General features: G+C 71.8%; 12 protein-coding genes. 2 read left to right on the forward strand and 10 right to left on the reverse strand.

Annotated features, from left to right (window positions below):
• Positions 1-18: 18 nt before the first annotated feature.
• Positions 19-1,524: an amino acid adenylation domain-containing protein gene (locus OG972_RS03310; protein WP_266978183.1), complete on the reverse strand. Its 1,506-nt coding sequence runs from the start codon at positions 1,522-1,524 to the stop codon at positions 19-21.
• Complete coding sequence (locus OG972_RS03315) at positions 1,521-1,781, reverse strand: acyl carrier protein (RefSeq protein WP_266978184.1); 261 nt, start codon at positions 1,779-1,781, stop codon at positions 1,521-1,523. The genes OG972_RS03310 and OG972_RS03315 overlap by 4 nt, the downstream gene beginning before the upstream one ends.
• Positions 1,782-1,924: 143 nt before the next feature.
• Here OG972_RS03315 and OG972_RS03320 point away from each other — a divergent pair, with 143 nt between their 5' ends.
• The gene (locus tag OG972_RS03320; protein WP_266978185.1) at positions 1,925-3,880 is read left to right on the forward strand and encodes an alpha/beta fold hydrolase; all 1,956 of its coding nucleotides are present in this window, start codon (positions 1,925-1,927) and stop codon (positions 3,878-3,880) included.
• Here OG972_RS03320 and OG972_RS03325 read toward each other — a convergent pair.
• The 4 genes from OG972_RS03325 to OG972_RS03340 are packed head-to-tail and all read right to left on the reverse strand — an operon-like array spanning position 3,807 to position 14,984.
• Positions 3,807-6,170 carry a PfaD family polyunsaturated fatty acid/polyketide biosynthesis protein gene (locus tag OG972_RS03325; RefSeq protein WP_266978186.1) on the reverse strand — a complete coding sequence of 788 codons (2,364 nt, stop codon included), beginning with the start codon at positions 6,168-6,170 and terminating at the stop codon, positions 3,807-3,809. The two genes, OG972_RS03320 and OG972_RS03325, sit on opposite strands and share 74 nt — an antisense overlap.
• Positions 6,167-12,949 (reverse strand): type I polyketide synthase, encoded by a 6,783-nt coding sequence (locus tag OG972_RS03330; RefSeq protein ID WP_266978187.1) that lies wholly within the window; start codon positions 12,947-12,949, stop codon positions 6,167-6,169. Before OG972_RS03330 ends, OG972_RS03325 begins: the two co-directional genes overlap by 4 nt.
• Positions 12,946-13,737 carry an enoyl-CoA hydratase-related protein gene (locus OG972_RS03335; RefSeq protein WP_266978188.1) on the reverse strand — a complete coding sequence of 264 codons (792 nt, stop codon included), beginning with the start codon at positions 13,735-13,737 and terminating at the stop codon, positions 12,946-12,948. The genes OG972_RS03330 and OG972_RS03335 overlap by 4 nt, the downstream gene beginning before the upstream one ends.
• Before the next feature lie 11 nt (positions 13,738-13,748).
• Entirely contained in the window at positions 13,749-14,984 is a 1,236-nt protein-coding gene (locus OG972_RS03340; RefSeq protein ID WP_266978189.1) for a hydroxymethylglutaryl-CoA synthase family protein, read from the reverse strand.
• Between the two features lie 82 nt (positions 14,985-15,066).
• Between OG972_RS03340 and OG972_RS03345 the strand changes: the two genes are divergently transcribed.
• On the forward strand, positions 15,067-15,840 hold the full coding sequence (locus OG972_RS03345; protein ID WP_266978190.1) for a 4'-phosphopantetheinyl transferase superfamily protein: 774 nt from the start codon (positions 15,067-15,069) through the stop codon (positions 15,838-15,840).
• Here the strand turns inward: OG972_RS03345 and OG972_RS03350 are convergent.
• From OG972_RS03350 to OG972_RS03365, 4 genes are all read right to left on the reverse strand, one after another.
• Positions 15,750-16,523, reverse strand: a complete 774-nt coding sequence (locus tag OG972_RS03350) for a thioesterase II family protein (RefSeq protein ID WP_266978191.1) — start codon at positions 16,521-16,523, stop codon at positions 15,750-15,752. The genes OG972_RS03345 and OG972_RS03350 overlap by 91 nt on opposite strands.
• Positions 16,520-23,257 (reverse strand): non-ribosomal peptide synthetase, encoded by a 6,738-nt coding sequence (locus tag OG972_RS03355; protein ID WP_266978192.1) that lies wholly within the window; start codon positions 23,255-23,257, stop codon positions 16,520-16,522. The genes OG972_RS03350 and OG972_RS03355 overlap by 4 nt, the downstream gene beginning before the upstream one ends.
• An 80-nt stretch (positions 23,258-23,337) precedes the next feature.
• The gene (locus OG972_RS03360) at positions 23,338-24,015 is read right to left on the reverse strand and encodes a Crp/Fnr family transcriptional regulator (protein WP_266978193.1); all 678 of its coding nucleotides are present in this window, start codon (positions 24,013-24,015) and stop codon (positions 23,338-23,340) included.
• 38 nt (positions 24,016-24,053) lie between these two features.
• Positions 24,054-24,938 (reverse strand): DUF6039 family protein, encoded by an 885-nt coding sequence (locus OG972_RS03365; protein WP_266978194.1) that lies wholly within the window; start codon positions 24,936-24,938, stop codon positions 24,054-24,056.
• Positions 24,939-24,968 lie beyond the last annotated feature (30 nt).

The raw sequence follows: 24,968 nt of genomic DNA on the forward strand, positions 1-24,968 counted from the left end.
AGTCCTTCCCTAGGTGGTTCACTCACCGGCCGGGCGGTCCAGCCGCTGTGCCGCTGCGGCCCGCAGGCTTCCGCGGTCGATCTTTCCGTGCCTGTTCAGGGGGGCCTTCGGCAACGGCCAGAGGCGGCCGGGCACCATGTAGCCGGGCAGATCGCCGGCCAGTCGTTTCGCCAGCGCCGGGAGGTCGACGGGCGTGTCACCGAACACGAACACCGCTATTTCCGCGGCGGGTTCACCGAGAACGAGCGCCGTGGCGTCCTGCCCGGTGATCCTTCGTACGGCGCTCTCGATCTCGCCGAGCTCGACCCGGTAGCCACGGATCTTGATCTGCTGGTCGGTGCGGCCCAGATGGACGAGCCCGACGTCGCGCTCGTACCTGACCCGGTCGCCGGTGCGGTACCAGCGGCGCCCGTCGTGCTCCAGGAACCGGCCCGTATCGGCGGCCGGGTCGAGATAGCCCCCGAACATCTGGTCGCCGGTCACGCACAGCTCCCCCACGTCCTGGCGGATCTCCCCGTCCTCGCCGAGCAGCAGCACGTCCAGGCCCTCGTGCGGCACGCCGATCGGCACCGTGCCGGTGTCGGTGGGGTCACGTTCCGGATCCCAGGTGTGGGCGGTGCAGGCGATGGTCAGCTCCGTCGGCCCGTAGATGTTGTGGATCGTCGAGGTGGGAGCCGCGCGGTGCCAGGCGCGTGCGGTTGCGGCGGGCAGCGCCTCGCCGCAGAAGATGCTGTGCCGCAGCCCGTCGAGGCCACCCGCGGGCAGACCGTTCCTGGACTGGACGGCGCCCACCAGGCTGGGGGTGGTGTGCCAGACGGTCAGCCCGTTCCGACGGGCCGCGCGGACCGGGTCGAGGGCATGCAGCCGGGTCATCGAACAGACACAGGCGCCGACCGACCACGCCGTGAAGAGGTCGAACACGGCGAGGTCGAAGGTGAGTTCGTAGATCTGGCTGAACCGGTCCCGTTCGTCGAAGTCGTAGCGCCGCCCGGCGGCCCGCAGGAAGGCGCCGACATTGGCGTGCGAGACGGGTACGCCCTTCGGTGTACCGGTGGATCCCGAGGTGAACAGGACGTATGCCAGCCCGTCGCCGTCCTCCGCGCGGCTTCCCGCGCCCGCTTCTCCCCCGTCATCACCCGCCCGCTCGCGTGCGTCGCGTACGACCTCCTGCAGGCATGCGGCCTGTTCGGCGCCCGACGCGTCGGTGATCAGGGCGTCCACCCCAGCGGACCGCGCGACGGCGACATTGCGGGCGAGCGGCACCTCGGGGCCCAGCGGGACGTAGGCGGCGCCCGTGTAGAGCGCGCCCAACAGACCGGCGTACGCCTCGATGCTCTTGGCCGCGAGTATCCCGACCCGGCGCGGGGGCCGTCCGGCGTCCGCGATGAGCCGGTCGGCATACCGCCCGGCCAGCGCGTGCAGTTCGGTGTAGGTCCACTCGCGGCCGTGGATGGCCAGGGCGGGCCCGTGCGGGTTGCGCGCCAGGCCGTCGAGAAACCAGGTGTGCAGACCGCCGGGGCTCATCCGGCAGCCTCCGTCGGTTCGCCGCGGGCGGCCGAGAGCACCGTCCAGATCGTTCTCGGCGTGCGGAAGTTCATCGGGTTCACCGCCTCGTCGGGGATGACCACGGCGTACGCCTCCTCCAGTGCGGCGATCAGCCCGACCGTCGCGAGGGAGTCGAGTCCGAATCGCGTCAGCAGCGCGTCCGCCTCCAGGTCCACCTGATCGGGCAGACCGCGCAGCGAGGCCCTGAGCACCTTCTCGAATGTCACGTCCCACACGTCGCTCTCCCGTGGTCGCCCTGCGAGTGGGGCGATGCTAAGCGGACGGCCGGTACGTACGGTGCTCAAATGTGTGCGGTGCGCTGCGAAGACCGCCGCGCACGATGGGCGTCCCACCCGCCCGGACGACAAGTGAGACGCCTATGCGCGGACCTGTTCTCATCGCCGGCCGCCCGCGGTCGCTGGCCACGGCTCTCGCCGCCCGCTATCTTTCGGCGACCACGGCGAAGGTGATTCTGCTCAGCGCCGAATGCCATCTGGTCGACCGGGTGCTGGCCCGGCTTCCGCCGCGCGAACGGAGGGATGCAAGGACCCGGTTGATCCATGTGCCGCTGGTGAAGGACCCGGACGGGATGCTCGTGCCCGAGCCGCACGACGGCGGCACGGACGTATCCGCGGACGAGGTCTGGTGTCTGGCGACCGGCTGCGACCCCGACCGTGAGCGGGGGGACGCGCAGGACGCCGCGCTCACCCGCACGCTGCTGTCGCTCCTGCCGGACCTCGATGCCCGCAGCTTCGGCCATGTCGGTCCAGCCCGGCCGGTACAGGCGCGGAACCATCCGCAGCCGCTGCCCGAGGGGCCTTGGCCGGGACAACCGAGGGAGGACGAAGTGGCCTCCCGGTGCGCCGAGTTGGGGATAGTCGCCCACATCGTGCGTACCGATCCGGCGGCCGACCGGCCCGGCGCCCTGCCCGACGACCGCGACGGCGGTCTGCTGCACCTGCTGACGACCCTGGAAGCGGTGCGCGAAGAACTCGACGAGCGCGCACCCGGATATCTGCGCGATCGGCCGCTGCGCCTGCACGCGCACCCCGGGGCGGCGCTCGGCGCGCTGCCCGTGGACCGTATCGCCACCGCCCTGGTGTCCCTCGCGGGACAGACCGGGCCGGACTGCCGGTACGTCAATCTGGTGGCCGCCGAACCCGTGCCGGTGCCCGAGCTGTGCCGGCGGCTGAGCGCGGGGTACGGCATCACCGTCACCGCGGTCGACGACCCCGCCCAGCTGAATCCGGTGGACCGGCAGCTCGCCGACCGGCTCGGCGCGACCATGGACCAGCTCGGCGGGCCCGCCGTCGAACGGCGCCGGGATCACCTGGTCGCGTCGGCAGTGGACGGCTCGCCCCTGGACGGACCCGCGCTCAGCAGCCTCATCGGCTCCGTGCGGGCGGGACAGCGGATGCGCGGGGACACCGTGCGGGCCCGCGGCAAGGAGCTGCGCGACCGGGCCCCCACCGTGATCACCGCACGGGACGGCGCACCGCTGAGCTATCTGACCGCGGGAACCGTCGGCCCACCACTGCTGCTGCTCAACGCCCTCGGGTACCGCACCCGTTGGTGGCACCGCCTGATCGGCCATCTCGCACCCCGGCGGGTGATCGCCTGGGATCCGCGGGGCGTCCACGACACCGGTCCGGTGCCGTCCGCCGTGGCGGGCCAGGCCGACGACGCCGAAGCGATCATGGATCACGAGGGGATCGAGTCGTGTCATGTCGCCGCCTGGTGCACGGGTCCACGGGTCGCCCTGGAGCTGTACCGGCGCAGGCCGGACGCGATCGGGGCGATGGTCTTCCTCAATGGTTCGTTCAAACAGCTGGGCCGCAGTGACGGCCTGGACACGCCCTACGAACGCGATCTCGAATTCTTGTGCACGACGCTGGCCGCCCAGCCCTATCTGGTGGGGAGGCTGATGAGTCTGTTCGGGGCGGCACCGGCGGACCAGGACGGAACCGATCCGGACACCGTGCTGCGCCAGGTGGTCCCGGCTCTGCGCGCGGAGGTGCGCGCGCCGTTCGCGACCGGTCCCACCCTGCTGCGGTACGCCGCTCAACTCCTCGACCTGTGGTCGCACGATCCACTGGCCGGCGCCGCCGAACTGCGGGTGCCGGTGCTGTCGCTGGGGGGCGAGTACGACGACATCGCCTCCCCGGAGCGGTTGCGGGATGCCGTACGGACCTTCCCCGACGCCCGGCATGTGCGGCTGCCGGGCGCCACCCACTATCTGCTGCACGAGCGGGCCCAGGAGGTCAGCGAGCTGATCGGGGACTTCCTGCTGGACGCCACGACGCGCGTTCCAGCACATCGGCGGCCCCGGTCATGAGCTCTTCGGCGACGCCGTCCACGTGGCGGCGTCGCCAGTCCTCCAGCGCACTCCCCGCCACGAACCGGTTGAACGCGCCCATGGCGGGCCCGCAGTGGACCTGGAAGTTCGCCCGCTCCGACGGGTCACCGGCCATCGCCGCCCGGGTGGAGTACCCGAAGTACCAGCGGAACACGGCACTCATGCGCCGTTTGGCATCGCGCTCGCCGGCGACGGCCAGGTCGGTGCGGCCGGTCGTCGCGTAGCGCTGCCTGACGAGGTTCCACACCTCTTCCAGCGGGCGCCGGAAGCAGGTCTCCTCCAGGGAGCGGCGCGTGCCCGCGTCCAGCGCTTCGAGACCGTCGAGCTGACGGTAGAGCTGATAGAGCTTGTTGCCGCGGGCCGCGAACAGCGTGCCCTTGCGCACCACCTGTACCCGGGAGCCGTACTCGAACATGTCGCCGGCCGGTGCGTATGCGGTGTCCTGCACATCGAGTCCGGCGAGCATGTCCTTCACCGTGTCGGACGTTCCGGCCTCCACCGTGCACTGGTTGACCGAGCCGGTGACCACGAAGTCGGCGCCGAGCACGAACGCGGCCGCGAGCGCCTCGGGGGTGCCGATGCCGCCGGACGCGCCGATGCGGATGCGCCGGGGATATCGGTGCTGCCGCATGGCATCGTCCCGCAGCCGGGTCATGGCAGGCATCAGGGTCATGGCGGCGGCCCCGTCGGTGTGACCGGCCGAGTCCGCCTCGGCACAGATGTCACCGGCGACCGGAAGCAGCGCGGCGACCTCGGCCTCCTCACGGGTCAGCCGGCCGTCCGCGGCCAGTCGGGCCACCAGAGCGGCGGGTGCCGGGCGGGCGAACGCTTCGGCGACCTCGGGACGTGACACCTTCGCCACGATGTGCCGTACCGCCACCGGCGTGCCGTCGGGGGCCCGGTGCGCGCCGCTGAAGCGGAAGTGCACCAGGGGCTCGGTGACGCGCAGATAAGCGGCTGCCTCGACGCTGCGGATGTCGTGCCGGAGACAGAGATCCACGGTCGCGGCCTCGTGTGCGGGGTCCTCCGGGTCGTGCAGCAGATTCACTCCGAACCGGGCGTCGGGCCCTGCGTCGGCGCGGATCGTCCTTATCGCGTCGGCGAGTTCGGGCAGAGTGACGCCTCCGGCGCCGTAGAAGCCGAGCAGCCCGGCTCTCGCCATCCGCGCGACCAGGGCAGTGGAGGCGATGGCACGGAACATCGATCCGGACGCGTAGGCCCAGCGAACCCCGTGGTCCTCCCGGAACTCTGCAGAACCCAGGTCCTGCGGGGCGAGGGCGAGGGCGCGTGCCGGGCCGGCCGCAGGGGAAGGGGCGGGAGCGGCGGAGGCGGAAGCGGCCGGTGGGCTTGGTCGGGGCGGTACGGGTACGCGTGCCGGGGCCTGCTCCGGCGGGCTCTGCGGCTTCACCCGGATCGGTTCGGCGAGCGCGGACTCCCAGAATCCGGTCAGCACCCTCCCGGGCCCGATCTCGGTGATCTCCCGGACGCCTTCCGCGGCCAGATGGAGCATCGACTCGCGCCACCGCACCGGTCGGCGTATCTGTCTGCTGAGCTGTGCGGCGACCGTGCCGGGCCGATGCGGACGCGCGGTGACGTTGGACAGCACCGGAATCCGTGGATCGTCCAGCGGGACTCCGGTGAGGTACTCGCGGAACTCCTCCTCCGCGGCCGCCATGTCGCGGGAGTGGAACGACGCGCTCACATTCAGCGGGACCGCGCGGCCACCGGCATCCGCGACCCGGTCCACCAGCCCGGCGACGGCCGCGCGCGGGCAGGACAGCACGGTCTGGTCCAGCGAGTTGTAGTTGGACACCTCCACGGCGTCGCCCGGGTCGGCCCGGGTCAGCGCCTCGATCTGCTCCGGTGCCAGACCCACCACCGCCACCATGGATCCGCCCGAGGCCCGCGCCATCAGCTCGCCCCGGCGGCGCACCAGCCGTACACCGGTCTCGAAGTCGAAGCAGCCCGCGGCGAACAGGGCGTTGAGCTCGCCAAGGCTGTGCCCGGCCAGGAAGTCCGGCGCGGGCTCCCGCTCCAGCCGGACCAGCCCGGCGACAGCGTTCAGGACGAACATGACCGGCTGGAGATGACGGGTGTCGCGCAGCCGCCCGGCGGAGTCGGCCGCGCAGGCCTCCCGCACCGAGAATCCCAGCAGCCGGTCGGCCAGTTCCCAGTGGCCGGGCAGCAGGTCGGCGCAGTGGGCGCCCATGCCCTTGCGCTGGGAACCCTGACCGGTGAACAACCAGGCGCGCCGGCCGTTGCCGCTCATATGAAGTCCAGCTGGAGCAGCGACGGTACGAGCGGTGCGTCGGTGTCCGGCGCCGTCGGCGTCAGTGATCCGGAGACAGGCGTGGGGCCCGTTTCCTCGGCCACCGGGTGCCGGTCCAGCCACAGGCGCTTCCGCCGCAGCGGCGGGGGTGGGAGTGGCGCCCGTACGGTGGCGGGCGAGGTGCCGTGCCGGTCCGGGTCCAGGGCGGCGACGATCAGATGTACGTTGGTGCCGCCGAGCCCGAAGGAGCTCACTCCGGCGACCGGTGGACGTCCGGCCGGCCAGTCCCGTGCCGATGTGTTCGGAAAGAACGGCGAACGGGCGAAATCGAAGCGCGGGTTGGGGTTCTCGCAGAACAGCGTGGGTGGCAGGACCCCGTGTTCGACGGAGAGCACCGCCTTCAGCAGCCCGGCCAGACCCGCGGCGGCCAGCAGATGCCCCAGGTTGGACTTGACGCTGCCGATCGCGCAGAACCCGGTCGCGTCGGTGCTCTCCCTGAACACATCGGTGAGGGCGCGCAGTTCCAGCGGGTCACCGATGAGGGTGCCCGTGCCGTGCGCCTCGATCAGGCCGATCTCCCCGGCCGTCCGCCCTGCCCTGGCCAGCGCGCGCCGGACCACGGCTGCCTGAGCTGCGGGGTTGGGCGTGGTCCTGCCCATGGTCTGACCGTCGTTGTTGACCGCGGTGGACTCGATGACCGCATGGATGCGGTCGCCGTCGGCCAGGGCGGCGCTCAGCGGTTTGAGTACCACGACCCCACAGCCCTCGCCGGGGACAAAGCCGTCCGCGCTCTCGTCGAAGGCATGACATCTGCCGGTCGGGGAGACCGCGCGGGCCGCGCTGAACTCAAGGTACGGGCGCTCGTCGAGCAGCAGCTCGACCCCGCCGACCACCGCGGTCGTGCAGTCGCCGGCCAACAGTGACTGCATCGCCAGGCGCACAGCGACCAGTGAGGACGAACAGGCGCTGTCCACCACAAGGTTGGGGCCGTGCCAGTCGAAATGGTGGGCGACATGGGCGGCGATGAAGTGCTGGTCGGACTGGAGGATCTGCTGATGCAGACCGGCACGTGTCGCATAGTCGGAGGTACGGCCGCCGACGAACACCCCTATGTCGTCGCCCCGCAGTTCGTGCGGTTCGTACCCGGCGTCACTCAGACCGGTGGCGACCGACTCCAGGAAGAGCCGGATGGCGGGATCGAGCGCGGCGCCCTCGGCGTCGCTCATGCCGAAGTAACCGGCGTCGAAATTCTCCACTCCGTCGAGGAATCCGCCCCATCGGCTCAGACTCCTGCCCGGTTGCGGCGTCGCCCGGTAATAGCGGTCCGGGTCCCAGCGGGACCGGGGCACTTCGGTGATGGAGTCGCGTCCTGCGGTGAGGTTGTCCCAGAACGCCCCCGCGTCCGGTGCCCCGGGGAAGCGGCATGCCATGCCGATGACGGCGACCCGCTCATCGGGCCCGGGAGACCCGGCGCCGCCGGACCGGACCGGTGAGTCCTGCGGTACGGGGCGCTGCGCCGCGGCCGGGACCCGTGCCGGTGACGACAGGGGCTCCGACACCGGTGCCGGTGGGGTGACCTGCTCCGGCGCCGGTTCCTGCTCCGTGGCCGTTGGTCCGGTGATGCCGAGTTCCGCGAGCCGGCGGGAGAGGCGTTCCAGGGTGGGGTGGTCGAGCAGCATGGCCGGTTCCAGCTGACGGCCGGCCCGGTCCTCGATGCCTTCGAGGAGCTCCCCCAGCATCACCGACTCCACGCCCAGGTCGCCGAACTCCGTCGTCGGGTCCAGGTCGTCGAGGGGGACACCGAGGGTGGCCGAGAACAGTCCGGACAGCCAGCGCGGCACCCCCGCGGCAGGCACGGTCCCCGGCACGGGCGTGGACGCGGGCGCGGGTCCGGCGGCCGGTTTCGGTTCGGTGTCGACGCGCAACAGGGCGTCCCTGTCGACGGTGCCGTGCAGCGGCGGGCAGGGGACGGCGACCGTTCCGCCGGGAAGCGCGAGGACCTGATCGAGCACATGCAGAGCCGATGCGTCGTCGAGCGCGGCGAGTCCGACGGATGCGCACACGTTCGGTCCGCCGCGTCCGGAACCGCTGTCCTGCCACATGGTCCAGCCGACCGAGCGCAGGGGCGTCGGTCCCAGCCTCCGGCGGTAGCCGGCGTAATAGTCCATGAAGCCGTTGGCGGCCGCGTAGTCGAGCATCCCGGAGGCGAGCCTGGGCACGGAGGCGCAGATCGAGGAGAAGGTGACGAAGAAGTCCAGCGGCTCGTCGCGGCACAGCTCTTCGAGCGTCTGCAGGCCGTCGGTCTTCGGTTCGAGCACGGCCGAGATCTCGTCCTGGGTCCTGTGGACGAACGCGGGCCTGCCCCTGCCGACCGTTCCGGCACAGTGCACGACGCCGCCCAAGGGTCCGCCTGCGGCGCGCGCCCGGTCGAGGAACGCGCGCAGCGCGGCCCGGTCCGTGAGCGCTCCGGTGTGCAGCGACACCCGCGCCCCGGCACGTTCGAGTTCGCGCACGGTGACCTCCGCCTCCGCGTGCCGCCGGGTGCCGAGCAGCGCGATGTGGGTGGCCCCGCGGTCCACGAGGTGCCGCGCGACGCGCGCCCCGATCCCCCGGGTGCCGCCGGTGACGAGATAGGTCCTGGCCGGGTCGGGGCGCAGCGGGATGCCGGGGACGGTCACCGGACGCAGTTTCGGCTCATAGCGCACGGACTTGCGGTAGCTGACTTCGCCGATGCCCTTGGGCCTGCGCCATTCGTCGGCCACATACCGGGCGATGTCGTCGGGGGCCGCGTCTCCGACGTCCACCGTGGTGGCGATGACCGGGCGGTATTCCGCGCCGAGCGCGCGTACGAAGGCAGCTGTACGGGCTCCGGCGAGGCTCGGGGTGCCGCCGGGAAGGTCGACCAGTCCCCGGGTCAGATGCACGATCCGCAGTGGCCGGCCCGCCCGGCCGGCGAGGAGCTGTTGCAGCAGGGCGAGGCGGGTGTGCCAGTCCCCGTCGGCTTCGGCTTCGGCTTCGAGATCGCACAGGTCGATCCAGCCGGTCACCCGCTCCGCTGCCGGGAGGGTTCCGGTCTCGTCCGGGTGCACGATCCGGATGTCGCCGCCCAGCGTCGCGGCGAGCGCCTCGGCCGTCCGTCCCGACCGCCGGTCGGTGAGGCAGACGACGATTCCGCCGGACGCGGGGCCCGGCGTCACTGCGGCCGTCGCGGGGCCGCCGGTGACGGCGGGTTCCCAGACCTTGGTGCAGAGGGGGACCGTCCGACCGGGTTCCTGCGGGGTTGTGTCCTTCGCGGTCATCGACGCACTGCCGGTCGCCGCGACGTACCCGGGAACACCCGGCGGTTCAGCGACCCAGCAGCGGGTCCGGGCGAACGGGTAGGTCGGCAGGGTGACGGTGCGCGGGGCGGCGCCCGCCGCCCGGTCGGCCACGTACAGGGCGGGCCAGTCCACAGTGCCGCCCTGTGCCCAGTGCTGTGCCAGGCGGTGCGGATCGGGCGCGGTGTCGCCCGGCCCCGGCAGAACGGGGCCGGTCGTTCGCGCCCCGGCCGGGGCCCGGCCACGAAGCGTGTCGCCCGGCTCGCCGGCGAGGAACCGGCGGAGCTGTGCGGCCAGATCGGCCGTGTCGAGGGCGACCACGGCGAGCCGTTCGCGAAGATGCTCGCGGCCGGTCTGGGTGGTGTGCGCCACATCCATCAGCTCCGGGCCCTCGGCGGCCACGAAGTCGGCGAGGCGTCCGGCGACTTCGCGCAGCCGGTCCTCGTCGTAGCCGGAGAGCACCACCAGACGCGGGCCCGGGCGGTGCGGACGCCGGACGGGTGCGGGGGCCTCCTCCAGGACCGCGTGGGCGATGGTGCCGCCCGCGCCGAACGAACTGAGCCCGGCACGCCGCGGCCCGCCGCCCGCCGGCGCCGGCCAGTCGGCCCGTTCCCGCTGCACGGCGAAGGGGACCTCGTCCCAGGCGACGTTCGGGTTGAGCCGCTCGGCGTGCAACGACGGCACCAGCGTGCGGTGTTCGAGCTGCAGAACCACCTTGGTCAGCCCGGCGATGCCCGCCGCCGCCTCCACATGCCCGATGTTGGACTTGACCGCCCCGATGCGAACAGTGCCGGGTTCCGGCCCGGCCTCGGCGAAGCCGCGTACCAGCCCGTCGATTTCCACCGGATCGCCCAGAGCGGTGCCCGCGCCGTGCGCCTCGACGTAGCCGATGGTCGTCGGGTCCACACCGGCGTCGTCGAGCGCCCGCCGTACGAGATCGCCCTGCGCGACCGGGCTCGGCACGATGTAGCCGTTGGTGCGGCCCGCGTGCACCACCGCGGAGCCGCGGATGACCGCGCGTACCCGGTCACCGTCGGCGAGTGCGGCTCGCAGGGGTTTGAGGACGACGACGCCGACGCCCTCGGAGGGTACGAAGCCGTCGCCCCCCTCGCCGAAGCTGCGGGAGCGCAGGCCGGAGGCGGTGAGCTTCATCCGGCGCTGCTGGATGAACTTGTTCGGGTGGAGCGACAGATTGACGCCTCCGGCCACGGCCATCTCGCAGTCGCCCTGGCGCAGATCGCGGATCGCGAGGTTGATCGCGGTGAGCGAGGAGGAGCACATCGTGTCGACGGTCATGCTGGGCCCGTGCAGGTCGTAGAAGTACGAGACCCGGTTGGCGATGCCTCCGATCGCCGAACCCGTGTCGGTCGGATCCCCTGCGGCGGAGCGCTCCACCCCGAAGAAGGGGTACTCGTTGTACATCGAGCCCGCGTAGACGGCGACGCGTGAGCCGTGCCGGGTGCGCAGCCGCTCCCGGCTGTAGCCGGCGTCCTCGAACGCCTCCCAGGTGGTCTGCAGGAACTGGCGTTCCTGTGGGTCCATCAGGGCGGCGTCCCGGGGCGTGATGCCGAACAGCAGTGGGTCGAAGGTGTCGACGCCGTCCAGGAAGCCGCCCCACATGATGTCGACCGGCCAGCCGGGGCGGCGGCGCGGCTCGGGGATCGGACCCACACAGTCGCGTCCGGCCGCCAGATTGGCCCAGAACTCCCCGAGACCCGCCGCCTGCGGGTAGCGGCCTGCCAGGCCGACGATGGCGATGGCACGCTCGTCCACGTCCTCGGGGCCGGCGGCACAGGCAGTGTCGTCCACGCCGTCCTGCGGTCCGACTGCGGACAGCGGGCGTGCGGTGTCGCGCGGCGCGCCGGTGTGCTCGGTGAGCGCCGCCGCGACGCCCGCCAGGTCGGTATGGGTGAAGAACAGCGTGCGGGAGGTGTATCCGAGGTCCGCCTCGATGCGGGCGTTGAGCCGGTTGACGATCAGGGAGTTGAGCCCGTAGCTCTCCAGCGGGACCCGGGGGTGCAGTTCCGTTCCCGGGATCCCGGAGATCTCGGAGTAGAGCTCGACGAGGTACGCCTCCATGGGATCGTCGGCGGCGGGCGGCGGCGCCGGTGTGTCCGGCAACCGGGTCGCGAACGGATAGGCGGGCAGCCGTACCCGGGTGCCCGGCCGGTCCCAGTACGGGGCCCAGTCGACTTCCGCCCCGGCGAGCCAGGCCGTCTGTGCCTCGTCGAACGTGCGCGGTGCCGGTACGGCCTCGGTGCGGGCGGCGGTCTGCGGCCCGACGACCGCGTGCCGCAGGCCCGCCCCCGGGTGCCCGTCGAGGAACGAGGTGAGGGAGTCGACGAGTCCGTCGGGTGTGGGCGCGTCGATCAGCGCCCGGTGTGCCATCGCCGTCCGGCCGGTCTGGGTGGTGTACGCGACGTCGGCGGTCCGCAGCCCGCGGTGCTCGCGCACATGGTCGCGCAGTCTGCGGGCAACCTCGCGCAGTTGCTCGGCGCCCGCGGCCGAGATCAGTACCAGCCGGTCGGCGCCCGGCACGGTGACGGCTGGTGGCGGGGCCGCCTCCGCGGCGGCGGGCGAACCGCCGTCCGTGGCCGGCCCGGTCCCCGCGGCCGTACGGGCGGCCTTCGCGGCGGCCCAGAACTTGCCCAGCACCTGGCCGGGCCCGATCTCGCGTATCTCGGCGACCCCTTCGTCCAGGAGAAGGTTCATGCTGTCCAGCCAGCGCACCGGACGGTACAGATGACGCCGCAGCATGTCGGCGATTCCGCCGGCCGGATAGGGCGCGGCCGTCAGGTTGGCGATGACGGGGAGCACGGGCGGCGCGAACCGTACGGCGTGCAGATCCGTCGCGAACTCGTCGGCCGCTGCCTCCATGTACCGGGAGTGGGCGGGCACGTCGACATTGAGCAGGACGCACTTCGTCGCCCCCGCATCCCGCAGCACGGGGCGCAGTTCCCGCACCCGCGCGGCGGGCCCGGACAGCACCAGCTGCTCGGGCCCGTTGAGGTTGACGAGGTCGACGTCGTCGAAGCCGCGGGCCACCAGCGTGCGGCCGACCCGCTCCGAGTCCAGTCCCAGCACGGCGAGCATGCCGCCGCCGGTGACACCGTCCATCACCTCGCCCCGGCGGCGCACCAGCCGGAGCCCGGTCTCGAAGTCGAAGCACCCGGCGGCGAACAGTGCCGCGTACTCGCCGAGGCTGTGCCCGGCGACGAAATCGGGCAGCGGGTCGCCGTCGTCACGGGCGGCCAGGAAGCTCAGTGCGTTCACGACGAACATCGCGGGCTGCGCGTAGCGCACATGGTGCAGCAGTTCGTCGTCCTCCAGGCACAGCGCCCGTACCGGGTGTCCGATGACCGCGTCGGCGATCGCGCACAGTTCCGGATAGCGGTCGAGGACGTCCTCCCCCATGCCCTTGCGCTGCGAACCCTGGCCCGGGAACACCCATGCGGTAGTCAATCCGAACTCCTCGTGGTCGGGGCGGTGCTGCTCTGCCACGGAAAGGTGCCGTCGGCGGCGAACGCGTCGAAGTTCCGGCGCACCCGGTCCGACGAGGTCAGCCGCATCAGTTCGGCCACGGCGATGTCCTCCGTCTCCGGGGGCATCGGCCGCAGCCGGTTCAGATAGGTCTTCAGGTCGCCCACCACATCGGGAGCGACCTTGCCCGCCCGGAACGCCACCCGTCGGAGCAGGGTCTCGGGATCGTCGTCCACAGCGTCCACAAGCCCGCGGCGTTCCGCGTCTGCCGCGGACAGCGGCAGAGTGGTCAGTGACATGGTGTACGCGGTCTGCCGGCCGGCCCGTCGGATCAGGAACGGCAGTACGCAACAGGGCAGCAGTCCCCACAGTCCTTCCGGCAGGCCGAACGACGAGCGGGGGGCCGCGAACATCAGATCGCAGGCCGCCGCGAGGCCGACGCCGCCGCCCGTGGTCTGTCCGTCCACCAGGGCGACCACGATCCGCGGGACGGTGGCGAGTCTGGTCATCAGGGCGAAGAAACGGCGGGCCGTGTGCTCGTCGTCCGCGGGAGTGTCCTGGGCCGCGCCCGCGATGTCCATGCCGGTGCAGAAGATGCCGTCCCGGCCCTGCAGGACCACGATCCGGCAGTCGGGGCTGCGTTCGGCCCGGTCGAGCGCGGCGTCCAGCGCGTCGACCAGGGCCGCGTCCATGGCGTTGCGGCGGTCCGGACGGTCCAGAGTGATCCGCAGGAGTGCGCCGTCCTCGCGGACGGTGATTCTCGGGTCCATGGCCGGCTCCATCAGCTCCACCGATAGGTGCGGCGGTAGGCGTCGATCCGGTCGAGTACCAGCAGCCCGCGCCCCGCCATCCGGCGCTCGTAGGCAGCCGCGTACGGTCCGGTGTCGAACAAGGCGTCCCTGGTGCCGAATCCACGGTCGTCGGCCATGCCGGTGATCCGGTCGTACTCGGCCACGGTCAGCGCGTAACGGTCGGCCAGCTGCCGGTCGATGCCGCGTCGGACGGGCGGTTCGTGACCCACGACTCCGCTGAAGAACTCCGAGGCGCAGCCGGAGCCGTAGGAGAACAGCCCGACCCGTTCGGGGCCGTCGAGACGGGCGTGGTCCAGGAGCGAGCACACGGCGAGATAGAGGGCGCCGGAGAACAGATTGCCCGTGTCGGCGCAGTACTCGAGGGAGGGGGCGACCCGTTCGGTGAAGTCCCGGTCGATCTCTGCCGCGCCCGCCGCCGCCTTCTTGCGCATCAGCAGCCGGTGTCCGCCCCTGACCATGCCGGGGAATGGGGTGTGCATGACCAGGTGGCCGAATGTCTTGCGCAGATCGGCGCCCGCTACCCGTTGGCAGTAGTGCTCGAAGCTCTTCTCCAGACAGGTCATGTACGCGAGCAGGGAGGCGTCCGCGTTGACCACGTCCACATCGGCCCGCGGCCGGGCGGTGTCCAGGACCTCGAAGGTGTGGAAACCGCTGCCGCCCGCGTCGAGCCGCAGGATCCGGCCCGGTGCGCCGACGAGCATCGCGACCGCACCGGCACCCTCGGCGGGCTCCCAGGTGGTGCCGCGGGCGGCGGTGCCCGGGGCGTCGGTGGCGATGACCAGGGCCAGCGCGCCCGGTACCGGACTGGTGGCGATCATCGCAGCGGCGGTCTGCAGGGCGGCGGTCCCGCCGTAGCAGGCGTGCTTCACCTCGAAGGACCGGCAGGCGTTGCCGAGCCCCAGGTGGTGATGCACATAGGTGCTGATGGGCTTGCCCAGGTCGAGGCCGGATTCGGTGGCCACCACCAGGAGTTCGATCCGTGCGCGTGCGTCCTCGTCCAGTTCGGCGAGGAGCGGCCGGGCCGCGTTGACCGCGTTGGTGACCGGGTCCTCGCACGGCAGGTTCACGGATTTTCGCCGCATCATGAGGTTGTCGAATCTGCTCAGGTCGAGGCCCCGGGCGACGAAGAGTTCCCGTACGTCGACGAAGGCCGGCCCGATGTACGAATGGATCGCTTCGATGCCGATTGCGCTGCCAGTACCCACGCGACTTTTCTAGCGGGCGGCCCGGCCCGGGTCTGCGCAGCATTGAGCAGGCGGCCGGGAGCGCGGTGGTCACGATGGGACCGTGACTTCGCCGAGCGGGTGGCCCGAGCACCCCGTGCATGTGTGGACCTGTGCGGTGGCCGGGCCACCGGACGGATACCTCCGGGTGCTGTCCGCCGACGAGCTGGATGTCGCGGAGCGCCGGGTCGGCGACCGCGCCGAGTACGTGGCGGCCCATGTGCTGCTGCGCACGGCTCTGAGCTGGTGGGTGCCGCGGGTTCCGCCGCACGCCTGGGCGTTCGTCAGGTCGCCGCTCGGGCGTCCGGAGATCGCCGAGCCGCGCGCGTACCGCTGGCTGCGGTTCAATGTCTCGCACACGGGAGGGCTGGTGGCCTGTGTGCTGGCCGCCGGTACGGACTGCGGGATCGATGTGGAGACGGTCCGGCGGCACACCGACACCGACGCGCTCGCCCGGCGGGTGCTCAGCTCCGGGGAGTACGCCGGGTTCGCCGGGCTGCCCGACGGGGTCAGGGCGCACCGCTTCCTCCAGCACTGGGTGCTGAAGGAGGCGTATGCCAAAGCGCGCGGTCTCGGGCTGCGGCTGCCGTTCGACGCCTGCGGATTCCTGCTCGGGCCCGGCCCGTTACGCGCCGAGCTGCCCGACGCCCCGCAGCCGTGGCGGTTCCAGCAGTGGCGGCCGACCCCGTGGCATGTGGCGGCGCTGGCGTTGCGCGGCGGCCAGGGGCGGCAGCCGCAGCCCGTCCATCACGGTGCGCCACCCACCGGGGCGGGGGCGAGCAGTCCGAGGTCGGTACGGATCGCCGAAACCACCGGTGGCGGAGCCGACTTGAGGTAGAAGTGGTCTCCGTCGAAGGTGCGCATTCTGAAGTCCCGGCCGGTCACGGCGGACCAGGCGGCGATGTCGTCCCGGGTGACCTCGGGGTCGGCGTCGCCGGTCAGTGCCGTGACCGGGCAGAACAGCGGCGGGCGCTCAGGCGCCGGATCGTAGGTCTCGTTCATCCGGAAGTCGGCCCGCAGCGACGGCAGGAACAGCTCGGCCATCCCGGGTTGGCGCAGGATTTCGGGCGGGGTGCCGCCGAGCTGGGTCAGCAGGCCGAGGAAGTCGCCGTCGGTGAGGGTGTGGCGGGGGGCGTGCCGTGCGGGCAGGTGCGGTGCACGGCGGCCGGAGACGAACAGGCGCAGCGGCGGGCCGGTCCCGCTCTCGCTGAACAACCGGGCCATCTCGTAGGCGACGATCGCGCCGAGGCTGTGCCCGAACAGCGCGAAGGGCCGGTCGGCGTAGGGCCGCAGGGCGTCGAACAGGGGCGGCAGCAGCTCGTCTAGCCGTTCGCAGGGCCGTTCCCTGACCCGGGTCTCCCTGCCGGGGAGGACCGCGGCGAGCACCCCGATCTCCGGGAGCAGGGGGTCCCGCCAGGGGCGGTAGAACAGCGGGCCGCCGCCGGCGTGCGCGAAGCACAGCAGCCGGATCGGCGCCTCCTCGAAACCCGGGCCGGTGGACGCCCAGACACCGGCGTTCATGACTGCCCCGGAACGGACCTGAGCACCGCGTGGCCGAGGGTGCCGGATGCTCCGGTCACATTGACCAGGGCGCGCAGCGGTGCGCCGGGGGCAAGCGGCTCCCAGTCGCGCAGAGTGTCCGCGAGCTGTACTCGTTCGAAGCCGATCAGCGGGCTGAGCGAGGCGGCCCGGACCGTCGGGGCGATCCGGCGGTGCTCGAACTGGAGCAGCACCTTGATGAGCTGGGAGAGCCCGGCCGCGGCCTCCAGGTGCCCGATGCCCGGTTTGACCGTGCCGACGAGCGGGCGGCCACCGGTGCGGAAGATCTCGCCGAGTGCGGTGATCTCGGCGGCGTCGGCGATGCTCGCACCGGCAGCGGCGCACTCGACGTAGCCGATGTCACCGGGGTCGAGTCCGACTCCGTGCAGGGTCTGGCCGATCGAGGCGGTCAGGGCCTCCGCGTTCGCCGAGCCGTAGCGGCCCGCCCCGCCGATGTGCCCGGTCCAGGTGGTCTCGATGATCCCGCGCAGCGGAACGCCACCGGATTCGGCACCGTCGGCCGGCCGGGGGCGCAGCAGGAGTGCGCCGATGCCCTCGCCCGGTATCCACCCGGAGGAGTCGGCCGAGAACGCCCCCGGCACACCGGCGGACCTGAGGAGGCCGCCGTCCTCCAGCAGCGCCAGGTGATAGGGGTGCGAGACGAGGCTGGCGCCGGTGACGACCGCCGCGTCGCACTCGCCCGAGCGCAGACTGCGTACGGCGAGGTGCAGTGCGGTCAGCGAGGAGGAGCAGGAGGTGTCGACGGCGATGCTCGGCCCGGTGAGACCGAAGTGGTGCGAGATCCGGTTCGGGATCTCGGACGCGCTGCCGAAGATCTCCGCCCGTTCGCCGCGCCGCCACGCGTCGGCGCCGGTGTGCTGGTGGTCCTGCCACATCGCCCCGGTGAACACACCGATTCGGGGCGCCGTGGCGCGCAGCGACGCCGCGGTCAGCCCCGCGTCCTCCAGGCATTCCCACACGGCCTGGAGGGTGAGCCTGGTCTGCGGGTCGAGTGTGCGGGCCTCGGTCGGCGAGATATGGAACAGCAGGCTGTCGAAGGCCTCGGTGTCCCGCAGATAGCCCGCGTCGGGTGCGTGCTGTCCCAGGGCCGCGCGGCGCGACGCGGGCGGCGGCCCGATCGCGATGTGTCCGGCGGCCAGGTTGCGCCAGTAGGTGTCGAGGTCGTCGGCGCCGGGAAAACGTCCGGCGGCTCCGAGCACGGCGATGTCGTCCACCGCGCGCGGTGCGTCAGCGGGGCGGGACTCCGTGCGCGGCCGCGTGGTGGCCCGCCCGGACCTGGTGGCCGCCCCGCGGTCCGGGACAGTGGCGGGGTACTGCGGCGCCGCGCCGTGGGATTCGTGGCCGGTGCGGGTGCCGCCGATGAAGGTGTGCAGCAGCCGGTGCCCCTCGTCGAGCCCGAACTCGGCCCGGATGGCGTCGAAGTTCAGCGAGCCGACCGGGCAGAGCCCGATGCCGCAGGTGGCCTGGGCTCCGGTGAGCAACTGGCCGATGTATCCGGCCTCCAACGCCAGGTACAGGTCCGCCTCCTGCCCGTACAGGGGGGTGATGCCGTCCCGCTGGCCGATCAGGAACAGCTCGAAGGCCGCTTTGTCGAAGACCGGCCGGTTGTAGAAGACATGCGCGGTGCGGTCGAAGTCCGGTTCCGGTGTGATCAGTTCCAGTTCGTGCCGGTCCGGCCGGTAGTAGTGGACGCCCCCTTCGACGCCGGTGACACGACCGGGCCGCACCCGCACATAGGCCTGGACGGCGTAGGTGTCGCCGGCCGACGGGTAGAGGTACCGGGGCCGTCCGCCCGTCGTCGTGCGGCGCAGCAGTCCGAGCAACCGGGCCAGGGATTCCGCGGGCAGGGGTGCGGAGTCGAAATCGCGCTGGGTGGACCGCCCGGCGTAGACCTCCTCGGCGAATCCGACGTCGGCGAGGGGGAGCACGCTGCGCGCGGGCGCGTGCCGGGTGGCATGGCCGGCGGATTTGAAGAGCTCCCGGTCCTCGGGCGAGAAGAAGTCCACGGCGGTGGGCCGCTCAAGGGCTTCGGGGATGTCCTGCGGTACGGTTCCGGGCTCCGCCCGAGCCACGGCGGGTTCGTCCGGTGCGTTCGGTGCAGGGGGCGGGGCCGGTTCGTCCTGCGCGGCCGGCGGCGCCACGGCGTCGGCGGCCCCGGGCGTGGCGGACAGATGCCGGGCGATCGATATGCAGGTGGCCTCGGCGAGCAGCACCGCGACCTCGGTCCGCCGGCCGTACCGCTCCTCGATGAGAGCGGATGCCTGCACCATGGTGAACGACGAGGCACCGCTGTCCCACAGGTCGGCGGCCGGGTCCAGCGTGTCGAGCCCGAGGAGTCCGGCGAAGACCTCGGCGATGTCCTCGGCGCGCACCCCTGCCGCGGTGGCGGGGGCGGCCGGCGTTGTCTGTGGCGCGGCGGGCGGCCGGGCGAGCGCCGCACGGTCGAGCTTGCCGTTGGCGGTCGCCGGGAACTCGGTGAGCTGCTCCACGTAGTTGGGCACCATGTAGTCCGGCAGCGTGCGTGCGGCGAAGGCGCGCAGGTCCCGCACCGCGGGCATCGTGCCGTTCGCGGGGATCACATGCGCGACCAGCTTGCTGTCGCCGTTCTGGCTGCGTACGACGACGACCGCGTCGCGTACGTCCGGGTGCAGCCGGAGCCGGTGCTCGATCTCCTCCAGCTCCACCCGGAAGCCCCGGATCTTGACCTGTCCGTCGGAGCGTCCGAGGAAGACCAGGTGACCGTCCGGCCGGTGCAGGGCGCGGTCGCCCGTCCGGTACATCCGCTCTCCCGCACGGGCGGCGAACGGGTCGTCGACGAATCGCTCGGCGGTCAGCTCGGGCCGCCGGTAGTAGCCCTGGCTCAGGCACTCCCCGGCGATGAACAGATCTCCTTCGGTGCCCGGTTCGCAGGGCCGCAACTCCTCGTCGAGGACGTAGTAGCGGGCGTTGTCGATGGGTTTGCCGTAGGGGATGCTCCGCCACTGGGGGTCGACCTCGTCGACCGGGAAGAAGTTCGACCAGACGGTGGCCTCGGTCGCCCCGCCCAGGCTCACGATCCGCGCACCGGGGAACACCGCGCGCACCTCGTCGGGCAGGGACAGCGGGGTGTAGTCGCCGCTGAGGAAGACCAGCCTGAGCGTGCCGGTGCCGGGGTGGTCCGCGTGGGCGGCCATTCTCGGCGCGAGTTGGGCCAGGGTGGTGGGCGCCGAGTTCCAGAAGGTCACAGGTTCCTCGACCAGGGCGCGGAGCAGCAGATCGGGGTCGTGCTGCTGTGCCTCGTCGGCGAGGTAGAGCGCGGCGCCCCGGCCGAGCAGTCCGAGGATGTCGAAGACCGACAGGTCGAAGCCGAGCGAGGTCACACACATGCCGAGGTCGCCGGGGGCGAACTCCCAGGTGCGATAACACCAGTTGAGGAGGTTGAGCACGGCCCGGTGGGTCACCGCGACACCTTTGGGGCGGCCGCTGCTGCCCGAGGTGAAGATGACATAGGCCGTGTCGGAGGGTGTGGCGTGGGCCGGTGGGTCGGTGCGTTCGCGGATGTCCGCGGCGAGCGTGGTCACGTCGACGGTGGTGACCGGGCTCTCCGCGGGCCACCGGCGCTGTTCCGGGCCGGCCACGAGCACGATTGCGACGGCGGCGTCGGCCCGTATGGATTCGGCCCGTTCGGGCGGCAGTTGGGGCTCGATCGGCACATAGGTGCCGCCTGCCTTGAGTACGCCGAACACCGCGGCCACCAGGTCGGGTGTTCTGGGCAGGGCGATGCCCACCGCCGTCCCCGGACCGACTCCGAGGTCCCGCAGCCGCCAGGCGATCCGGTTCGCCCGCCGGTTCAGCTCCCCGTACGTCATGGGCGGCCCCATGCGCCGGCGGACCGCTTCCGCGTCGGGCCGCCTGCGGGCCTGGTCCTCGAAGAGGCGGTGGACCGGGTGCGCGGCGGGGAAGTCGACGGCGGTGTCGTTCACCTCGCGTACGACGGGGTGAAGCGCCTGTGTGCGGTCCGGGACGTCACCGATGCGGGCGACCAGGTCACCGAAGGCTGCGAAGGCCTCGGCGAGCGCCTGCGGGTCGAAGGCCGAGGAGGCCACGTCCCAGCAGTAGTGCAGCCGGTCGCCGTCCACGGTCACGATGCAGTCGAGTGCCACCCCGGGAGTGCTGGTCAGTCCGGGACCGGGGGTGACGCCCGCGGGCAGGGCCGTTCCGGTCACGTCGTATGCGCTGGTGAGGACGACGGGGAGGGTGGGCGCGGGCCGGGTACGGACGCCGCGCAGGCCGGTCAGCGCAGAGGCGGTGTCCGCCGCGGTGTCCTCGTCGAGGATCCGCTGGTAGTGCGCGGCCCGCTCGTGCGACGGGAGGCGCGGTTCGGCCGGCAGCAGGCTCAGGGCCGTGTGTTCGGCGGGCCTCGGCGCCTGCGGCCAGCGGACCACTTCCAGCGGGTACGGGTCGGGGAGGAGTCCGGTGAGCGCCTCGGTGAGCGCGCCGAGCAGGACCGGGTCGCCCCGTAGCCCTTCGTCCCGCAGGGTCGCGGCGGCGGCGCGCCAGCCGGTGCGGACCCCTTCCAGACGGGTCCGCGGCCCACCGGTGTCCAGCGGTGCGGGTCCCGGCGGGAGTGCGGCGGCGCGGGCCCGCCAGTGCTCCTCGGCCCGGGTGTCGCGGGCCGGGGGCGGCTGCGGGGCGGGGGGTGTGTCGGGGTCCGGAGGTTCCGCGCCGTGCAGCAGACGCATCAGCCGGCGTCCGATGAGCTGGATGCTCAGCCCGTCCGCGGCGAGCAGGTCGACGGCGAGGTGCAGCACGGCGGGGCCGCCGTCCTCCCCGCCGGTGATCCGCAGGTCCCACAGCGGCCACCGGCCGGGCTGGAAGGGACGGGCGGTCATCTCCTGCGGCAGCCGCTGTGCCGCTTCGGCCGGCAGCACCGGGATGTGCAGGCTCCGGGGTGTGTGGGCACGTATGCGCAGCTTCCCGCCGGGTGTCACGTCCGTACGGAGCGCATCGGTGGATTCCACCAGCCGTAACCAGGCCGTCTCCAGCCGTTCCGGGTCGAAGCTGTCGAGGCGGAAGCTCTGGTAGACCTGGCAGCCCTCCCGGGCTCCCGCGAGCCGGTCGACGAGATAGCCCTGTTGCAGCTCGTTGAGGGCTCGCTCCTCGGCCTCCTCGGGATCGGCCAGCGCCACCAGCGCGCCCATGAAGTCCGCGAACAGTGTCCGGCCCGCGCCGGGCGCGAACAGCTCGGGCACCAGGTCCCAGCGCACCCGGAGCGAGCCGTCCTCCTCCCACATCTGGTGGTCGAGGGCGACGCCGGAGGTCTGGCCGACCGCGTACGACACCTGCCGGCCGAATCCCTCGTCGTGCCGCTTCGGCCGCAGATCGAGCATGCTGGTGAAAACGACCGGGAGCCGGGGGGCCGCGCTGCCGCGACGGCCGGTCCCGACCGCCCTGATCACCTCGATGCCCGAAGCCGAGGAGTGCCCGAACCCCTCCCACAGGCCGCGGTGCGTCGCCGCCGCCGACTCCGCGAGCGGCCGGGCGGGGTCGGGCCGCACCGGCAGCAGCATGGTCGAGGTGAGCGGCGCCACCAGTTCCGCGGTGGCCGCAGGGAGACGGACCCGGTCGCTGGTGGTCAGTACGAGCAGGAACTCCGGCCCGCCGCCCGCCCGTTGCAGTGCCTCGCCGAAGACGGTGAGGACCAGCGAGGTGGGCGACACCTCCCAGGCCGCGGCCTTTTTGCGCAGGGCCTGCCACTGCTCGGGGGCGAGGGTGGCCCCGAGCGGTTCGCGGCGGTGGCAGGACAGTTCCCCGCCGGAGGGCGGCCGGTCCGCCGCCAGAACGTCCGGGGCCGCGGGGATCTCGCGCAGCCGGGTGGTCCAGTAGTCGACATCTGCGGCGAACTCCGCTGTCCCGCGGTGTTCCTCCAGGGCCCATGCACAGTCCTGGGCGCTGATCCCGGCGACGGGCAGTTCCGTGCCGGGGGCGTGGTAGCACCTCCCCCAGTGATCGAGCAGGAGTTCCAGGCCGTAGCCGTCGGTCACCAGACCGTCGATGCTGAGGTGGACGACATCCAGGCCACCCGGTCCGTGGGACACCTCGATCGCGAACAGGGGCGCCATGTCGGGCGGGTAGCAGCGGTGGGACATCCGGTTCCGCACCGACGCCACATGGGCGTCGAAGTCCGCGCGGGAGCCGGAGCGCCGGTCGTGCGCCGTGATGTCCCATGTCCCGCCGTCACCGATGCGCTGACGGGTCCCGGCCACCACGACGCGCAGCATTGCGTGATGGCCGAGGACCGTGCGCCAGGCGTTCCGCAGCCGGTCCACATCGGTGTCCGCGAGCGTGAACTCGCGGTAGTGGTGGCAGCCGACGGTGTCTGGGCTCAGCTGCGGGTGCTTGCCGACCACGTACGACTGCTGGACCGAGGTGAGCGGGAACTCCTCGGCCCCGCCCGGTCTGCCCGGCGGGCGGGCCGGGACGTCCAGCTGTCTGATCCCGCCGGCGCGGCCCGGTGGTGCCCCCGGCCCGCCGGCGACCGCCCCGGCCAGCGCGGCCACGGTGGATGACCGGTCGAGCCGGTCGAGGGGCAGATCGACCCCGTACCGGTCATGGATCTCCAGCAGCAGCCGGGCAGCCATGATGGAGCTCAGGCCGATGCTCTCCAGCACATCGGTCTCCTCGATCCCGGACCGGTCCGTCAGCTCCTCCAGCATTCCGATGATTCCTGCCGTGACTCCGGCGGACGTTTCCTCACCGGCGGATATCCGTACGTGTGGCACCGAATTTCCCTTCATCAGACTGAGATGCCCACATAGTTCGCCAGTCGCTTCTCGTCGACGACGATGAATCCATTGCGGTCGAAGTTGAGTAAGCCGACCGCACCGAATCCCTTCAGGAAGAATCCGACCCTGGACCGGGTAGTCCCCACCATCTCGGACAGTTCTTCCTGGGTGAGCCGTTCGGAGATGCACAGGCCCTGCGGGTGCCGCCTGCCGAACTTGCGGCCGAGCTGCAGCAGTGCGGTAGCCAGTCGCAGCTTGCTGTCCATGGTCGCGAAACCGAGGATCACCTGCTGCTGTTCGGCCATCTGATTGACCAGGTACCGGATGAAGGCCTCCAGAAGTCCCTCCTCGCCCAGGGCGGCAAGGAATCTGCCGGCCGGCACTCTTCGGAGCACCGTGTCCTTCATCGCGCTCGCGGTGGCCTGCTGCTCGGGTTCGAGCAGGCAGCCCTCACCGAATATCTCGTCGGGGCCGTGCACGGACAGCAGGCAGACCTTTCCGTCCGGGGAGAACATCATCTGGTTCACCCGGCCGCTTTCCACGAAGTACACATGGGAATCGGCCTGCCCGCTGTTGTAGATGTTGGATCTACGCCGCACCCTGATCGGTGTGGCACCAATGCACTCACGGCGACAGATCGCGCCGATCTGGTCGGTAAGACACTTGTGTTCCGCGACGCTCAGGGCCATTACTCCCCCGTACTCCCCAATCCATCGGCCGACACGGGTCAGAAATCGGGATGCCACTGTTGTGGCGTCATCGCGGTGTCCACGAGGGTGCCCGGGAGGAACATCCGAGCCCAGGTGCCACCACCCTTTTCGGTGGAAATCAGTTCACGGAAGTACAGATCACGTACGTCCTCGTTCCGTACGTGCATTTCCAGCAGCCGGAAGTACGAGTCCATGGACCGCATGTGAATCAGCCAGTGCAGGTGGTCGGCGGGCCCGAAGGCCCCCTCGTACACGAATACCGACACGTCGTCACCGACATGACTGTTGATCGATTCGGCGACCTCCCGGGCGAACTGCCTTCCCTCGGAGCGCAGGTCGTAGTCGAGCACTCCGGTGCGGTGGATCAGCACACCGCAGTTGGCGGAGTTCAGCAGCCGGTCGAGCGGGATCGTGGTCTGCTGGTAGGCGGGGGGCAGGCCGGTGATGCGTTCGGTGCCCTGGAAGACGGCGGTCTGCTTGGCCAGGTCGCCTTCCGCGCTGGTGTTGTACATGCCCCAGAACTGGGGCAGCATGACGCGGTCCTTGACACTGCCGGGCACGAAGAGACGGCTCCACGGCTCGGGTCCGGTCGCCGCGGTCCGCATGATCCGCTCGTAGTCGCCCATCGAGCGCAGGTGGATCATCCAGTGCAGGCGCCCCTGCACACCGAACGTCTCGTCGTACACGAACGCGGTCGCCGTCCCGGGGTTGCCCTTGTTGATCGCCTCCGTGAGCTGGCGGGCGAACAGGTGGGCCTCGGTGGCGAGTCCGGCAGCGATCACCGCGGTGCGTTCGACGACGACTCCGGCATTCGCGGACTGAAGTACGTCATCGCCTGCGGCAGCCGCCTGGTGCAGGGCGGTGCGGTCGGTCGAGTCCTGGGTGTTCGGGGCTATCGACACTTTTCTGACTCCTTCCGTACGTCGTTGTAC

It is taken from the genome of Streptomyces sp. NBC_01669 (assembly GCF_026339735.1).
Taxonomy (GTDB): domain Bacteria; phylum Actinomycetota; class Actinomycetes; order Streptomycetales; family Streptomycetaceae; genus Streptomyces; species Streptomyces yanii.

Bases quoted from the DNA above. Each gene is read 5' to 3' on its own strand.
- OG972_RS03310 (WP_266978183.1), bottom strand. From the start codon at position 1,524: ATGAGCCCCGGCGGTCTGCACACCTGGTTTCTCGACGGCCTGGCGCGC.
- OG972_RS03320 (WP_266978185.1), top strand. From the start codon at position 1,925: ATGCGCGGACCTGTTCTCATCGCCGGCCGCCCGCGGTCGCTGGCCACG.
- OG972_RS03325 (WP_266978186.1), bottom strand. From the start codon at position 6,170: ATGAGCGGCAACGGCCGGCGCGCCTGGTTGTTCACCGGTCAGGGTTCC.
- OG972_RS03335 (WP_266978188.1), bottom strand. From the start codon at position 13,737: ATGGACCCGAGAATCACCGTCCGCGAGGACGGCGCACTCCTGCGGATC.
- OG972_RS03350 (WP_266978191.1), bottom strand. From the start codon at position 16,523: ATGAACGCCGGTGTCTGGGCGTCCACCGGCCCGGGTTTCGAGGAGGCG.
- OG972_RS03355 (WP_266978192.1), bottom strand. From the start codon at position 23,257: ATGCTGGAGGAGCTGACGGACCGGTCCGGGATCGAGGAGACCGATGTG.
- OG972_RS03360 (WP_266978193.1), bottom strand. From the start codon at position 24,015: ATGGCCCTGAGCGTCGCGGAACACAAGTGTCTTACCGACCAGATCGGC.